We start from the raw sequence: 14,588 nt of genomic DNA on the forward strand, positions 1-14,588 counted from the left end.
CCGTGGCATGCGGACCGGGATTTCACTCGCCGCGCATTGGAGGAGCCGCGGCGGCGGTGCTCTACTCGAAGGATGACCGAGACGGAGACGCGAGCCGGGACCCGGGCCGGCCCCCGGACCTGGGGCGTCGGCGCCAGCGCTCCGCGTCCCGACGCGACGCTGAAGGTGACGGGCGAGTTCGCCTACGCCTCCGACCTGTGGATCGACGGCATGGTGTGGGGCGTGACGCTGCGCAGCCCGCACCCGTCGGCGTGGATCCGGTCGATCGACGTGGGCCCGGCGCTGGCGATGCCGGGCGTGCTGGCCGCGCTCACCCACGAGGACGTGCCGGGCGAGAAGTTCTACGGCCTCGACGTCAAGGACCAGCCGGTGCTGGCCGTCGACCAGGTGCGCTACCAGGGTGAGCCGGTGGCGCTGGTGGCGGCCGACCATCCGGAGACCGCCCGGCGGGCCGCGGCGGCGATCGTGGTCGACTACGAGGTGCGGCCCGCGGTGACGGACCCGCGCGAGTCCCGCGACGTCGTACGACACCAGCCGGTGCGGGTGGGCGACACCTTCGAGGCCGAGGTCGTGGTGACCGGCGAGTACGAGGTCGGCATGCAGGACCAGGCGTTCCTGGGCCCGGAGTCGGGGCTGGCGGTGCCGGCCGAGGACGGGGGCGTCGACCTCTACATCGCCACCCAGTGGCTGCACGTGGACCGCGACCAGCTCGCGCCCTGCCTCGGGCTGCCGCCGGAGAAGGTGCGGCTGACGCTGTCGGGGGTGGGCGGCGCGTTCGGGGCCCGCGAGGACCTGTCGATGCAGGTCCACGCCTGCATGCTGGCGCTGCGGCTGGACCGGCCCGTCAAGATCGTGTACGGGCGGGAGGAGTCGTTCTTCGGCCACGTCCACCGGCATCCCGCGCGCCTGCGCTACGAGCACGGCGCCACCCGCGACGGCCGCCTGGTCTACGTCAAGGCCGACATCCTGCTCGACGGGGGCGCCTACTGCTCCTCCTCCCCCGCCGTCGTGGGCAACGCCGCCTCGCTGGGCGCCGGGCCGTACGAGGTGCCGAACGTGCGGGTGGACGCGACGGGCGTCTACACCAACAACCCGCCGTGCGGAGCGATGCGCGGGTTCGGCGCGGTGCAGGCGTGTTACGCGTACGAGTCGCAGATGGACCGGCTGGCCGAGGCGTGCGGCCTGTCGCCGGTGGAGATCCGGGTGCGCAACGCGGTCTCCCAGGGGTCCTCGCTCATCACCGGGCAGGTGATCGACTCGCCGGCGCCGCTGGCCGAGATGCTGCGCGAGCTGGAGGCGATGCCCCTCCCCGGGCCCCTCCCCGAGCCCCTCCCACCGGAGCGCTCCGGTTCCGACCTGCGGATGCTGCCGGGCGGCGTCTCCCAGACCACCCACGGCGAGTCGGTACGGCGAGGCATCGGCTACGGCGTCGGCATCAAGAACATCTGCTTCTCCGAGGGCTTCGACGACTACTCGACGGCCCGGGTGCGGGCCGAGCTGGTCGGCGGGGAGCCGCACGTGACCGTGCACACCGCCGCCGCCGAGGTCGGCCAGGGACTGGTGACGATCCAGTCCCAGATCGCGCGGACCGAGCTGGGCGTCGAGCACGTGACCGTGGCGACGGCCGACACCACGGTCGGCTCGGCCGGCTCGTCGTCGGCCTCCCGCCAGTCGTACGTGACGGGCGGCGCGGTCAAGGCCGCGTGCGAGGCCGTGCGCGCCCGGTTCGAGGGGCTGCCCGCGCGGGAGGCGCTGGAGAAGTTCGGCCCCATCGAGGAGACCCGCGAGTACCGGCACCGGCCGACGTACCCGATGCACCCGGAGACGGGACAGGGCGACTCGCACACGCAGCTCGCGCTGTGCGTCCACCGGGCCGTCGTGGACGTGGACGTGGAGCTGGGCCTGGTCAAGGTGGTCGAGCTGGCGGCCGTGCAGGACGTGGGCCGCGTCCTCAACCCGCAGGCGCTGGAGGGCCAGATCCACGGCGGCTCCGCGCAGGGGCTCGGGCTGGCGCTGATGGAGGAGATCCAGGTGCGCGACGGCCGGGTGCTGAACCCGTCGTTCACCGACTACCTCATCCCCACGATCCTGGACATGCCGCCCATGCGGCTGCGCGTGCTGGAGAACCCGGACCCGGCGGCGCCGTACGGGCTGCGCGGCGCGGGCGAGCCTCCGACGCTGTCGTCCACGCCCGCCGTCGCCGCGGCGGTGCGCGCGGCGACGGGGCGAAAGTTGACGCGTGTTCCGATCAGACCCGAAGATATCGCCTTGTTCTGGGACCGGTCCGACGACGCGGTCTGACGACAGGCCCCCACCGGCGGCGAGGCGACTCCCGCCGGGGTCAGGGGGCCGACGACGGGGAGGGTATCCGATGGCGGACGCGCGTGAAGCGGCCAAGGCGGAGTTCGAGCGGTTCGACAGCGACGGCGACGGACTGCTGACCGCGGCCGAGATCCGGCAGGTCAACCAGGCGCTGGGCGGTCAGGGCGTGACCGACGAGGAGGTCGAGGCGTTCATCGCCGCGGCCGACAGCGACGGCGACGGCCGGATCGGGCTGGAGGAGTTCGTCGCCCTGGTGGGCGGCGGCCGGCACGAGCAGGCATGATCGGCTCTTTCGCCGGGTAAGGGCACCGGCAGTCCCCCTCACGGCGAAGGGGGATGTCCGTGCTCGACAGGGTGTTCGAGCTGACGGGACGGGAGACGACCGTCGGGCGTGAGGTGCGCGGCGGTCTCACGACGTTCATGGCGATGGCGTACATCGTCCTGCTCAACCCCATCATCCTCGCCGGCGCCCATGACGTGACCGGCGCGAAGCTGACGATCGTGCAGCTCACCACGGCCACCGCGCTGGCGTCGGCCCTCAGCACGCTGCTGATGGCCTTCGTCGGCAACGCCCCGTTCGGCCTGGCCGCCGGGCTCGGGCTGAACGCGGTCGTGGCCTACCAGGCCGCGCCGTACATGACGTGGGCGCAGGCCATGGGCCTGGTGGTGCTCGAAGGCGTGATCATCATCGTGATGGCGGTCACGGGCCTGCGCGCGCTCATCATGAACGCCATCCCGCTCGCGCTCAAGCACGCGATCAGCGTGGGGATCGGGATGTTCATCGCGCTGATCGGGCTGGTGGACGCGGGCTTCGTGACGGCGGGCTCGGGGACGCCGGTGCAGCTCGGCTCGACCGGTCACCTGACGGGGTGGCCGGTCACGCTGTTCTCCTTCGGGCTGCTGCTGATGATCGTCCTGTACGTCCGCAGGATGCCGGCGGCGATCCTCATCAGCATCGTCGTCACCGCGGTCCTGGCGGTGATCGTGGACGCGGTGGCCCGGGTGGAGCCCCGCTCGTGGGGCGTGGTGCAGCCGCGCGTGCCGGAGAGGCTGGTCGCGCCGCCCGACTTCGGGCTGGTCGGGCAGGTGGACGTGTTCGGCGGCTTCGCCCGCGCGGGGGTGCTGACGGCGGCCGTGGTGCTGTTCACGCTGGTGCTGTCGGGGTTCTTCGACGCGATGGGCACGATCATCGGCGTGAGCGACGAGGCCGGGATGGTGGACGAGCAGGGGCGGGTGCCGAGGCTCGGGCGGATCCTCACGGTGGACGGGATCGCCGGCGTGATCGGCGGGGCGACGAGCTCGTCGGCCAACACGGTGTTCGTCGAGTCGGCGGCCGGCGTGGGAGAGGGCGCGCGGACCGGCCTGGCCGCCGTCGTGACCGGGGCGCTGATGGGGCTGACGCTGCTGTTCACGCCGCTGGCCGGGGTGGTGCCCGCGGCGGCGGCGGCCCCGGCGCTGGTGCTGGTCGGGGCGCTGATGATGATGCAGAGCAAGAACGTGCCGTGGGACGACCTGGAGATGGCCATCCCGGCGTTCCTGACGATCGCGCTGATGCCGTTCACGTACTCGATCACGAACGGGGTGGGCGCGGGGGTGATCTCGTACACGCTGATCAAGGCGGCGCGCGGGAAGTTCGCGGAGATCCCGTGGCTGCTGTGGGTGGTGTCGGTGATCTTCCTGGCGTACTACGCGATCGAGGCCCTGCGGGGGTGGGCGGCCTAGCGGATGTCGCCCGGGTTGCAGGCCACGCCGTTGCCGTCCACGTCGACGTACCAGGAGTACTCCTCGTGCGTGCCCTTGGTGTACGGGCCGCGGCCGGCGGCCACCGCCTCTTTGCAACTGGTGTACCTGCGGTCGGGAGCGCGGCGGCCGGTCTGGGTACCCGTGGTTTGAGTGCCCGTGGTTTGAGTGCCCGTGGTCTGGGTGCCCGTGGTGTCGGTGTGTCCGGTGCCGGAGGTGCCCTGGGTGACCGGGTTCGTGGCGCCGGGCAGCGGCTGGCCCGTCCCCGTCTGCTGGCCGGTGCCCGGCTGCTCTCCGGTCCCCGGCTGCTGCCCTGTCCCCGGCTGATCCGTCCCGGGCTGGCCGGTGCCCGGCTGGCCCGTGCCCGGCTGACCCGGTGAGGGCTGGCCCGTCGCGGGCGGGCTGCCGAGCAGGCGGGTGGCCAGGGCCTCGGCCTCCTCCTTGGTGAAACCCGCGATGCTCAGGCTGTCACCGTCCATGCTCTGGGTGACGACGGGCGCGGCCACGACGGTCCGGGGCACCAGCACGACGGCGATCTGCCGCTGGTCGGGCACCATCTCGTCGATGAGCGCGACCACCTTCTCCTTGTACTTCGGGGCGATCGCCACGCGCACGGAGTATGTGCCGTCCTTCTCCCGCACCGGCTCGATCCGCTGCACGGCCTCGACCGTGACGCCGTCCTCCAGCAGGTAGCACGTGGTCTGCCGCTCGTCGAGCGCGGCCTCCGCGCCGGGGCACGGCGCGGGCTTCTGCTCGCGGATCGGGGCGAAGTGGATGGGCGTCGGCAGGCGCTGGGGCGGCACGCCGCCGAGCAGCGGCGCGTCGGGGCTCCTCGTCATGAGGACGGCCACGGTGCCGAGCACGCCCGCGATCACCACCACGAGGACGAGCGAGACGATCAACACGATGGTGGTGAGCCTGCTGGCCTGTGGCTCCTCCGGGGCCGCTGGTGGCGGCTCCTCCGGCTTGTCCATCCTCGACGACCCCATCCTGACGTACGGGCTGCCGGTGAGCCTATCGAGGAGGAGCGGCACCAAGGTAATCAACCGGATATTCCTCCACGCCGTCCTGAGAGAAGCGGAGAAATGGAGGAATAAGGAGTGAATGGTAGCGATTCAGCCCGGCTGACGAAACGAGGGTGGGGTCATGAAGGTCGGCGTTCCCCGCGAGGTCAAGGACAACGAGTACCGCGTGGCGCTCACCCCGGCGGGCGTCCACGAGCTGGTGCGCAACGGCCATCAGGTCTTCGTCGAGCGGGAGGCGGGCGTCGGCTCCGCCATCCCGGACATGTACTTCAAGGCCGCGGGGGCCGTGATCCTCGACACGGCGGACGAGGTCTGGGACGAGGGTGACCTCGTGCTCAAGGTGAAGGAGCCGGTGGCCGAGGAGTACCACCGGATGCGCAAGGGGCAGGTGCTGTTCACGTACCTGCATCTGGCGGCCTCGCACGACTGCACCACGGCGATGCTCGACTCCGGCGTCACCGGGGTGGCGTACGAGACCGTGCAGACGACGGGCGGGGCGCTGCCGCTGCTCGCGCCCATGTCGGAGGTGGCGGGCCGGCTCGCGCCGCAGGTGGGCGCCTACCACCTGATGCGCAGCGGCGGCGGGCGGGGCGTGCTCATGGGCGGCGTGTCCGGTGTGCGCGCCGCGAACGTCGTCGTGATCGGCGCCGGGGTGTCCGGCATGAACGCGGCGGCCATCGCGCTCGGCATGCAGGCCGAGGTCGTGCTGCTCGACCGCAACATCGACAAGCTGCGCCAGGCGGACCTCATCTACCAGGGTCACTGCCAGACGATCGCCTCCAACACGCTGGAGGTCGAGCGCGCGGTCCTGGAGGCGGATCTCGTCATCGGCGCGGTGCTGGTGCCGGGGGCGCGGGCGCCCAAGCTGGTGACCAACGACCTGGTCAGCCGCATGAAGCCGGGCTCGGTGCTGGTGGACGTCTCCATCGACCAGGGCGGCTGCTTCGAGGACTCGCGCCCCACCACGCACGCCGATCCGACGTACCGGGTGCACGAGTCGGTGTTCTACTGCGTGGCCAACATGCCGGGCGCCGTCCCGCACACCTCGACGTACGCGCTGACGAACGTGACGCTGCCGTACGCGCTGGCCATCGCCGACCTGGGCTGGCGGCAGGCCATGCGCCTGGACGCGGAGCTGGGGCGCGGGCTGAGCACCCACGACGGTCACCTGACGAGCCGCCCGGTCGCCGAGGCCCACGGCCTGGCGTGGACGCCGCCGGAGGACGTCCTCGGCCGTCCCGACTAGCCGGCCCGGGGATTCAGATGTGCTCCATGACGAAGACCGCGCTGGTGTCCGGGGCGAGGGCGTCGAAGATGTGGGGCACGTCGCCCGGGTAGGTCACGTAGTCGCCCGGCCGCAGCTCCACCGGCTCCTCCGCCGGGCCGGCCAGGGCCCGGCCGGCGGCCAGGACCACGTGCTCGACCGTGCCGGGCGGGTGCGGCGTGGACAGGCGGGGCTCTCCCGGCCGGGCCACGACCCGATACAGGTCGCGGCGGGCGTTCGGCGGGCAGGAGGCGAGCAGGGTGGCCGCGTAGCCGGCGACCTCGGAGTGGGTGGCGGGCCCCTCCCCCGCCCTGACCACGCGGGTGGCGGGCCGGGGCGGGTCGACGAGCCGGCTGAACGGCACGCCGAGCGCGGTGGCCAGCGCCCAGAGCGTCTCGACGCCGGGGTTGCCCGCGCCGGACTCGATCTGCGACAGGGTGGACTTGGCGACGCCGGCCCGCTTGGCCAGCTCGCTCAGGGACAGGCCGGCCCGCTCGCGCTCGCGGCGGAGCGAGGCGGCGATCACCGCGATCAGGCCGGGCTCACCGGCGGTGCCGCTTCCCACAGGTGTTCACTCCTCCAGGGCGTTCGCTCTTCCAGGACGGTCGTTCGGTTTGACGAACGCCGAACGGCTGGTCCACTCTGACGATACAACCGTTCGGCACACCGAACACCTGGAGGGATCAGCATGCCCCATGCCGGCATCCTCGCGCACAGCACGGAGGGCGCGGCGCTCTGCTTCCTGGAGTACTGCCAGGAGGGCTTCCGCCGCACCGGGCGCAACGAGCACCCAGACGTGACCCTCGACTACATCGCCATGGGCCGCAGCATGCCCGCCTGGGACGCCGGCGACCACGCGGCCGTCCGCCGGACCCTGGCCGTGAGCGTGGACCGCCTCGCCAGGGCGGGCGCCGCCTTCTTCGCCTGCCCGGACAACACCGCCCATCTGGCCCTCGAACACCCGGGCCCGGACCTGGCGCTGCCCGGCCTGCACATCGCCGAGATCGTGGCGGACCGGGCCGCGGCGGAGGGGCGGCGCCGCGTGGGCGTGCTCGGCACCAGGTACACCATGGACGGGACCGTCTACCCGCGGGCGCTGGCCGCCCGCGGCCTCACCGCCGAGGTCCCCGGTCCCGCCGACCGCGAGACGGTGAACCGGATCATCTTCGAGGAGCTGGTCAACGGAATCTTCACGGACGCCTCCCGCCGGGAGTACGTCCGGGTCGTCGAGCGGCTGGCCGCGAGAGGCTGCGACGCGGTCGCGCTGGTCTGCACGGAGATCCCGCTGCTCGTGACGCCGGACGTCTCCCCGCTGCCGACGCTCGACTCCACCCGCCTGCTCGCGCGGGCCGCCTACGAGGTGGCCGTGGGCGAGCGGCCGCTACCGTCGTGGCGCGGCGGCCCGCTCACGTCGTGAGCGGGCGGCGGGCCGCTACTTGCCGCTCTGGGTGGGGCTGGCGGTCGGGGCGAGGGTCTCCATCGGCTGCTGCTGGTCGCCCTTCGGCTCCGGCGGCAGCGGGGCCTGGTCGGCCGTCGAGGTGATCGCGTCGGGGCCGCCGCAGATGGCGCCCGGCTCCGGGGTGTCCTTGCCGTTCTGGAACTTCTTGATGAACGCGGGCAGCTTCGGGTCGTCGGGGTTGTCCAGCTTGAGCTGGTGACCCCAGGAAGACGCCACGATCGGCGACGGCAGGTTGGGGTACGGGCTCACCAGCATGAAGTCCTTCTGGCCCGTGCTGGAGGCCACGCTGCGGAGCTTGTCCACCTGCTGCTTGGGCAGGTCCGGCCGGTAGGTGATCCACACGGCGCCGTGCTCCATCGAGTGGACGGCGTGCTCACTGTGGATGGGCTTGTCGTAGATGTCGCACGCCTGCCAGTAGTTGTTGTGCTGGCCACCGACGGGCGGGGTCTCCTTGTACGTCACCGGGGTCCACACGTGCTGGCCCGCCTCGTAGGAGTAGTTGGACACCGCGTCGAGCGAGGTCTCCTTGGCCTGCTTGACCAGGTAGAAGCCGACGACGCCCACGAGCAGCACGACGACGAGCCCGCCCGCGCCCCACATGAGGAACGCCGCGCGCCGCTCCTTGCGCTTCTGCTCGGCGCGCATCTTCTCCAGATGCTCGCGCCGGGCCTGCGCCTTCTCCTTCATCCGTCCTCCATCGGCGTGCCAACTCCGGGCCACCCTATGCCCTGGAATCGTATGGGGAGAATAAGGCGGACTTAAGCCACCTGACGCCCGGTGCACGTGCGGCCGGAAGGCGGGGATCAGGCCGCCGGGATGGGTACGCTGGACACGCCATGGACAACCCCGAAACCCCAGCAAGGCCCGCCCGGTCCGCGCGGAGCACCCTGCTCGCCGGCTGCGCCGTCCTGTTCGTCGCCGTCGCGGCGCTCTTCCTCCTGGTCGGCCGGGGCGGCGCGCCGGCCGACGCCTCCCCCGAGGCCGGGTTCGCCCGCGACATGGCCGCCCACCACGCGCAGGCCGTCGACATGGCCTTCACGATCAGGGACGAGAGCCAGTCGCGGGAGATCCGCAACCTGGCCTACGACATCATCACCACCCAGTCCAACCAGCGGGGGATGTTCCTCGGCTGGCTCCAGCAGTGGGGGCTCGACCAGGCCACCGACCTGCGGCCGATGGCGTGGATGAACGGCCACGGCCACGGCGGCGGCACGGCGGCCCAGCCCGGCGTGATGCCCGGGATGGCCACCCCCGAGGAGCTGACCCGGCTCAAGTCCCTCCGGGGCAAGGAGGCCGAGGTGCAGTTCCTCCAGCTCATGATCCGCCACCACGAGGGCGGCGTGCAGATGGCCGAGGGGCTGCTGCGGCTGTCCGACCGGGAGGAGGTCGCCGGCATGGCCGACAAGATCGTCAAGGGTCAGACGGGCGAGATCAAGCTCATGACCGACCTGCTCAGGGCCCGCGGCGCCCAGCCCCTCCCCAGCATCCTCAAGTGATCCCCCGGCCGGCCGGCGCGGGCCCCGGATGCCGCGACGTGAGCGGGCTCGGGTGAGCAGCCGGGCGGTCGTCGTCGGGTCGGGTCCCAACGGGCTCGTCGCGGCCGTCATGCTCGCAGCGGCCGGGCGCGAGGTGGTGCTGCTGGAGGCGGCCGAGCGGTTCGGCGGCGGGCTGCGCTCGGAGGAGCTGACGCTGCCGGGCCGCGTCCACGACGTGGGGGCGACGGTCATGGCGCTGGCCCTGGCCTCGCCCGCGTTCCGGGAGCTGGGCGTGGAGCGGATGGTGGAGTTCGCGCACCCGCCCGTGGCCGCCGCCCACCCTCTCGACGACCGGCCCGCGGTGCTGGTGCACCGCGACGCCGGCCGCACCGCCGAAGGGCTGGGCGTGGACGGCGCGGCCTGGCGGGCGAGCGTGGGCGCGGTGGCGCGCGCCGGCCTGCCGCTCACCGACCTGCTGCTGAGGCCGCTCGGGCCGTGGCGCGGCGGTCCCCGGGCGTTCGCGTCGGCGGCCGGGTTCGGGCTCGCCGGCCTGACGCCCGCCACGGCGTTCGCGCGGCGGGTGTTCCGCACCACCGAGGGCCGGGCCCTGTTCGCCGGGATGGCCGCGCACTCGCTGCTGGACCTGCGCGCGCCGCTCAGCGGCGCGTACGGCCTGATGCTCGGCGCGCTGGCGCACATGGTGGGCTGGCCGCTGGTCAGGGGCGGGTCGCAGGCGCTGGCCGACGCCCTGGTGGCCAGACTCCGCGAGCTGGGCGGGGAGGCGGTCGCCGGACATCGGGTACGCCACCTGGGCGAGCTCGCGGAGCTCGACGCCGGGACGGTCGTGCTCGACGTGACGCCCCGGCAGTTCCTGGAGATGGCCGAGCTGCCCCCGGCCTACCGGCGGCGGCTGCGGCGCTACCGCTACGGGCCGGGAGTGTTCAAGCTGGACTGGGCGCTCGACGGGCCGGTGCCGTGGCGCGACCCGGCCGTCGCCTCGGCCGGCACCGTCCACCTGGGCGGCACGCTGGAGGAGATCGCGCTGAGCGAGGCCGAGACGGCGCGCGGACGCCACTCGCCGCGCCCGTACGTGCTGCTCGTCCAGCCGTACGCGGCCGACCCCACCCGCGGCGGCCACACGCTGTGGGGTTACTGCCACGTGCCCAACGGCTCGGCCGTGGACATGACGGCCGCGATCGAGGCGCAGATCGAGAGGTACGCCCCGGGGTTCCGGGACCGGGTGCTGGCCCGGCACGCCATGGGGCCGGCGGCGCTGGAGTCGTTCGACGCCAACCTGGTGGGCGGCGACATCGGCGGCGGACTGGCGAGCCTCGGGCAGTTCGCCCGGCGGCCGGTCTGGTCGCCGGCGCCGTGGCGCACCCCGCTGCCGGGGGTGTTCCTGTGCTCGGCGGCGACACCGCCGGGGGCGGGCACCCACGGGATGGGCGGCTGGCAGGCCGCCCGCCTCGCCCTCCGCGCGCGCTAGCCCTCGCCGGGTTCCTCGCCGGGCTCCTCGCCTGACCCGACGCCGAGCTCCTCGGCGAGGGCCGCCGCGAAGGCGTCCACGTCGGCCTCGGTGGTGTCGAAGGCGCACATCCAGCGCACCTCGCCCGTCGCCTCGTTCCAGGTGTAGAAGCGGAAGCGCTTCTGCAGGCGCTCGGTGACGTCGCGGGGCAGGATCGCGAAGACGGCGTTGGCCTCGACGGGCCGCGGCACCCGCACGCCCGGCAGGCCGCGGACCGCCTCGTCCAGCCGCCGGCCCATGGCGTTGGCCTGGCGGGCGTTGCGCAGCCACAGGTCGCCCGACAGCAGCGCCTCGAACTGGGCGGAGACGAACCGCATCTTCGACGACAGCTGCATGAGCGTCTTGCGCAGGTAGTCGACGCCCCGGGCCGCCTCGGGATTGAGCACCACGACAGCCTCGCCGTACAGCATGCCGATCTTGGTGCCGCCGAAGGACAGCACGTCGACGCCCGCGTCGGTGGTCAGCGCCCGCATGGGCACGTCGAGCGCGGCGGCGGCGTTCGTCAGGCGGGAGCCGTCGAGGTGCACGAGCAGGCCGCGCTCGTGGGCGTGGGCGCAGATCGCGGCGATCTCCTGCGGCGTGTAGACGGTGCCCAGCTCCGTGGTGTTGGAGATGGACACCACGCGTGGCTGGGCGCGGTGGACGTCGCCGAAGCCCCACGCCTGCCGGTCGATCAGCTCGGGCGTGAGCTTGCCGTCGGGCGTGGGGACCGTGAGCAGCTTGATGCCGGCGACCACCTCGGGGGCGCCGCCCTCGTCGGTGTTGATGTGGGCCGTCTCGGCGCAGACGACCGCCTCCCAGGGGGCGAGCATGGAGCGCAGCGAGACGACGTTGGCGGCGGTGCCGTTGAACACCGGCCACGCGCGGGCCGTCTCGCCGAAGTGCCGGCGGAAGACCTGGCCCAGCGCCTCGGTGTAGACGTCGTCGCCGTAGGAGATCTGGTGACCGCCGTTGGCCTCGGCGATGGCCTGGAGGATCTCGGGGTGGACGCCGGCGTAGTTGTCGCTGGCGAAGCCCTTGAGCGAGGGGTCGTGCCGTGGTGTCACGTCGTGAGGTCCTGTCGGGTTCCGTTGATCTCCGTGGCGGGCCGGTCGTAGAGCCCGTCGACGGCCTGGGCGAGGTCGCGCACGTCGGTGAACCCGGCGAAGCGCGCCTCCGGCTTGGCCGCGCGCATGGCGTCGTTGACCAGCGCCTTGACGACGAGGATGACGGCCGCGGAGCGGGTGTCGCGCAGCGCGTCGGCCAGGGAGAGGGTCCACGCCTCGGCGGCGGCCTTGGCGGCGGCGTAGGCGGCGCCGCCCGCGGTGGGCCGCTGCGCCGCCTGGGCGGAGACGACCACGAACCGGCCGTTGGCGCTCCTGCGCAGCAGCGGCTCGAACGCCAGCGAGACGTGCTGGAGCGTGCGGATCAGCAGATCGTGCAGGGCGTCCCAGTCGCCGAGGTCGGTCTCGGCGAAGCTCTTGGAGCCGCGCCAGCCGCCGACGAGGTGGACGACGCCGTCGACCAGGCCGTGCTCCTTCTCCACGCGCGCCGCGAAGGCGTGGACGGCGTCGCGGTCGAGCAGGTCCACCTCGTCGCGGTCCACGGCGATCACGGTGTGCCCGCCTGCGCGGAAGTGGCCGGCCACGGCCTGACCGGTGGGGCCGCCGGCCCCGGTCACCACGACGATCATCCCCGGATCCCCTTCGTCGACTCGACCACGTCGGCCAGCTTACGGCGCAGCGCCTCGTAGAACATGCTCAGGGGGAACTCGTCGGGCAGCACCGCGTCCACCTTGGCCTTCTGCTCCTCGGGCAGGGCCTGGACGCCCTTGGCCCAGGTCGAGGCGGGGTGCGGCTCGACGTAGGCGCTGACCAGCTCGTAGGCGGCCAGCCAGTGGGCCAGCTTGGAGCGGTCGATGCTGTCGCGGTAGAGCTTCTCGACCTCGCCGCGCAGGTCGGCGACGCCGTCGGCGACCCGGTCCCAGTCGATGGTGAGCCGGTTGTCGGTCCAGCGGACGATGTCGTTGCGGTGCAGGTAGGCGAACAGCAGCTGGCCGCCGAGCCCGTCGTAGTTGCGCACCCGCTCGCCGGTGATCGGGAAGCGGAAGAGCCGGTCGAACAGGATGGCGTGCTGGACGTAGCGGGCGTGCGGCACGCCCCGCGCCTCCAGCTTGACCGCCTCGCCGAACGCGGTCAGGTCGCAGCGCAGCTCCTCCAGCGAGTACAGCCAGTACGGCATGCGCTGCTTGATCATGAAGGGGTCGAACGGCAGGTCGCCGTAGCTGTGGGTGCGGTCGTGGATGAGGTCCCACATGACGAAGGTGTCCTGGGCGAGCTGCTGCGAGGCGAGCAGCCGGGCGGCGTCCGGCGGCAGGTCGAGCCGGAGCGTGGTGGTCGCCGCGCCCGACACGCGCCGGAACCGGGCGGCCTCGCGGTCGGCGAAGATGCCGCCCCAGGTGAAGCGGGCCGGGGCCTGCCGCACGGCGACGGTCTCGGGGAAGAGCACGGCCGAGTGGGTGTCGTAGCCGGAGGTGAAGTCCTCGAAGGCGATGGGCACGAACATCGGGTTGTCGTAGCCGCCGGCCTCCAGCTCGGCCAGCCAGCCGGGCCAGATGGTGCGCAGCCAGACCGCTTCGAGGTTGCGGTTCGGGTTGCCGTTCTGGGTGTACATGGGGAACACCACGAGGTGCTCCAGCCCGTCGACCCGCTGGGTGTCGGGGTGGAAGAGCTCCAGCGAGGCGAGGAAGTCGGGGACCCCGAGGTCCTGGCGGGACCAGGCGGCCAGGTCGTCCTGGACGGCCTGGAGGTAGGCGGCGTCGTGCGGGAAGTGCGGGGCGAGCTCGGCCACACGGGCGGCGATGACGCCGACCAGCTCCTTGGCCCGCTCCTTGTCCTCCGGGACCGAGCCGTCCTTCACCTGGAGGGGCCGCAGCTCCTCGACGGCGGCCTTCAGCCCGGCGAACAGCCCGGCCTTGACCTCGTCGCGGCCGGCGGCCGAGGAGGCGCCGGCGGGGACGCGGGCGGCCCAGGTGACGACGTTGCTCCAGAGCCGCCGGTGGTCGTGGTCGTCGAGGGAGTCGTCGCCGAACAGGTCGGAGTCGGCGAAGACGACCACGCGGCCCTCGCCGTGGGTCAGGGCGACGGCGAGCGGGGCTCCGGCGGGAGCGGCGTCCGGCGAGGTGGCGAACAGGACGGTGGCGTCCGGGTCGGCGGTGAGGACGCCGGAGCGGTAGAAGCAGGCGCTCTTGACGCCGGCGAGCAGGCCGTCGCCGGTGGCCGGGGCGGCGACGACCCAGGTGGCCACGCCGCGGTGGGCGTTCCTCGGGTCGCGCACGGTGGTGTGACCGACCCCGACGCCGAAGCGGGCGAGCAGGTCGGCGAGGTTGCTGCCGTACTTGTCCTGCTCCTCCTCGGCGAGCACGACGAGGCCGCCGCCGCCGGCGACGAAGTCACGCACGGCGTCGAGCTCGGCCTCGGCGAACACCGGGGAGCCGAGGCCGGTGGTGCGCTCCCACCGCTCGTCCGCCGGATGGGCGATGACCAGCACGTCCTGGTCCTGGAGCGCTCCAGCCGTCAGCGGGCCGCCGGTGTGGGCCGTCACCGTGTGCCCCAGGTGCCGCAGCAGGTCGGCCGCGCGGGCGTAGCTGCTGTCGTCGGGATGGGCGGGGTTGATGGTCTCGGCCACGTCGCGGCGGATGGTCCACGACTCGCTGTGGGCCTCGTCGAACAGCACCCTGGGGAAAGCCTGCATGAAAGATCTCCTGTAACTCCCGCTTTCAAACGGAAAATATACACAC

At 72.9% G+C, this 14,588-nt stretch carries 14 protein-coding genes; 8 read left to right on the plus strand and 6 right to left on the minus strand.

Translation table 11 applies throughout. The features are described from left to right. The first annotated feature begins 72 nt into the window (after positions 1 to 72). The 3 genes from ACIBG4_RS04330 to ACIBG4_RS04340 all read left to right on the plus strand — a co-directional run bounded on the left by ACIBG4_RS04330 (position 73) and on the right by ACIBG4_RS04340 (position 4,044). Positions 73 to 2,301, plus strand: a complete 2,229-nt coding sequence (locus ACIBG4_RS04330) for a molybdopterin cofactor-binding domain-containing protein (RefSeq protein ID WP_397200602.1) — start codon at positions 73 to 75, stop codon at positions 2,299 to 2,301. A gap of 70 nt (positions 2,302 to 2,371) precedes the next feature. Continuing rightward, positions 2,372 to 2,605 carry an EF-hand domain-containing protein gene (locus tag ACIBG4_RS04335; RefSeq protein WP_310715935.1) on the plus strand — a complete coding sequence of 78 codons (234 nt, stop codon included), beginning with the start codon at positions 2,372 to 2,374 and terminating at the stop codon, positions 2,603 to 2,605. A 53-nt stretch (positions 2,606 to 2,658) separates the two neighbouring features. Continuing rightward, positions 2,659 to 4,044: an NCS2 family permease gene (locus ACIBG4_RS04340; protein WP_397200603.1), complete on the plus strand. Its 1,386-nt coding sequence runs from the start codon at positions 2,659 to 2,661 to the stop codon at positions 4,042 to 4,044. On the opposite strand, the gene ACIBG4_RS04345 is transcribed toward ACIBG4_RS04340, so the two are convergent. After that, positions 4,041 to 4,967, minus strand: a complete 927-nt coding sequence (locus tag ACIBG4_RS04345; protein ID WP_397200604.1) for an excalibur calcium-binding domain-containing protein — start codon at positions 4,965 to 4,967, stop codon at positions 4,041 to 4,043. The genes ACIBG4_RS04340 and ACIBG4_RS04345 overlap by 4 nt on opposite strands. 1 nt (position 4,968) lies before the next feature. On the opposite strand from ACIBG4_RS04345, the gene ACIBG4_RS04350 reads away from it, so the two are divergent. Both ACIBG4_RS04350 and ald read left to right on the plus strand, forming a co-directional pair. Then, positions 4,969 to 5,166, plus strand: coding sequence for a hypothetical protein (locus tag ACIBG4_RS04350; RefSeq protein ID WP_310715932.1), 198 nt, complete (start codon positions 4,969 to 4,971; stop codon positions 5,164 to 5,166). Positions 5,167 to 5,208: 42 nt separating this feature from the next. Then, entirely contained in the window at positions 5,209 to 6,333 is a 1,125-nt protein-coding gene (gene ald / locus ACIBG4_RS04355; protein WP_397200605.1) for an alanine dehydrogenase, read from the plus strand. Positions 6,334 to 6,346: 13 nt separating this feature from the next. Here the strand turns inward: ald and ACIBG4_RS04360 are convergent, their stop codons facing one another. Further along, positions 6,347 to 6,916, minus strand: a complete 570-nt coding sequence (locus ACIBG4_RS04360) for a helix-turn-helix domain-containing protein (RefSeq protein WP_310715928.1) — start codon at positions 6,914 to 6,916, stop codon at positions 6,347 to 6,349. A 123-nt stretch (positions 6,917 to 7,039) separates the two neighbouring features. On the opposite strand from ACIBG4_RS04360, the gene ACIBG4_RS04365 reads away from it, so the two are divergent. After that, positions 7,040 to 7,768 (plus strand): aspartate/glutamate racemase family protein, encoded by a 729-nt coding sequence (locus ACIBG4_RS04365; protein ID WP_397200606.1) that lies wholly within the window; start codon positions 7,040 to 7,042, stop codon positions 7,766 to 7,768. Positions 7,769 to 7,783: 15 nt separating this feature from the next. On the opposite strand, the gene ACIBG4_RS04370 is transcribed toward ACIBG4_RS04365, so the two are convergent. Then, positions 7,784 to 8,497 (minus strand): DUF3105 domain-containing protein, encoded by a 714-nt coding sequence (locus ACIBG4_RS04370; protein ID WP_397200608.1) that lies wholly within the window; start codon positions 8,495 to 8,497, stop codon positions 7,784 to 7,786. Between the two features lie 149 nt (positions 8,498 to 8,646). On the opposite strand from ACIBG4_RS04370, the gene ACIBG4_RS04375 reads away from it, so the two are divergent. Further along, positions 8,647 to 9,306 (plus strand): DUF305 domain-containing protein, encoded by a 660-nt coding sequence (locus ACIBG4_RS04375; protein WP_397200609.1) that lies wholly within the window; start codon positions 8,647 to 8,649, stop codon positions 9,304 to 9,306. A gap of 52 nt (positions 9,307 to 9,358) precedes the next feature. Further along, positions 9,359 to 10,771 carry a phytoene desaturase family protein gene (locus tag ACIBG4_RS04380; RefSeq protein WP_397200610.1) on the plus strand — a complete coding sequence of 471 codons (1,413 nt, stop codon included), beginning with the start codon at positions 9,359 to 9,361 and terminating at the stop codon, positions 10,769 to 10,771. Here ACIBG4_RS04380 and ACIBG4_RS04385 read toward each other — a convergent pair. From ACIBG4_RS04385 to ACIBG4_RS04395, 3 genes are read right to left on the minus strand one after another with little or no spacing between them, the layout of a single operon-like run. After that, positions 10,768 to 11,856, minus strand: a complete 1,089-nt coding sequence (locus ACIBG4_RS04385) for a threonine aldolase family protein (RefSeq protein WP_397200611.1) — start codon at positions 11,854 to 11,856, stop codon at positions 10,768 to 10,770. The genes ACIBG4_RS04380 and ACIBG4_RS04385 overlap by 4 nt on opposite strands. Continuing rightward, entirely contained in the window at positions 11,853 to 12,482 is a 630-nt protein-coding gene (locus tag ACIBG4_RS04390; protein WP_310715917.1) for an SDR family NAD(P)-dependent oxidoreductase, read from the minus strand. The genes ACIBG4_RS04385 and ACIBG4_RS04390 overlap by 4 nt, the downstream gene beginning before the upstream one ends. Next, the gene (locus ACIBG4_RS04395; RefSeq protein WP_397200612.1) at positions 12,479 to 14,542 is read right to left on the minus strand and encodes a DUF6421 family protein; all 2,064 of its coding nucleotides are present in this window, start codon (positions 14,540 to 14,542) and stop codon (positions 12,479 to 12,481) included. The genes ACIBG4_RS04390 and ACIBG4_RS04395 overlap by 4 nt, the downstream gene beginning before the upstream one ends. Positions 14,543 to 14,588 lie beyond the last annotated feature (46 nt).

It is taken from the genome of Nonomuraea sp. NPDC050383 (genome assembly GCF_044459125.1).
In the GTDB taxonomy this organism is placed as follows: Bacteria; Actinomycetota; Actinomycetes; order Streptosporangiales; family Streptosporangiaceae; genus Nonomuraea.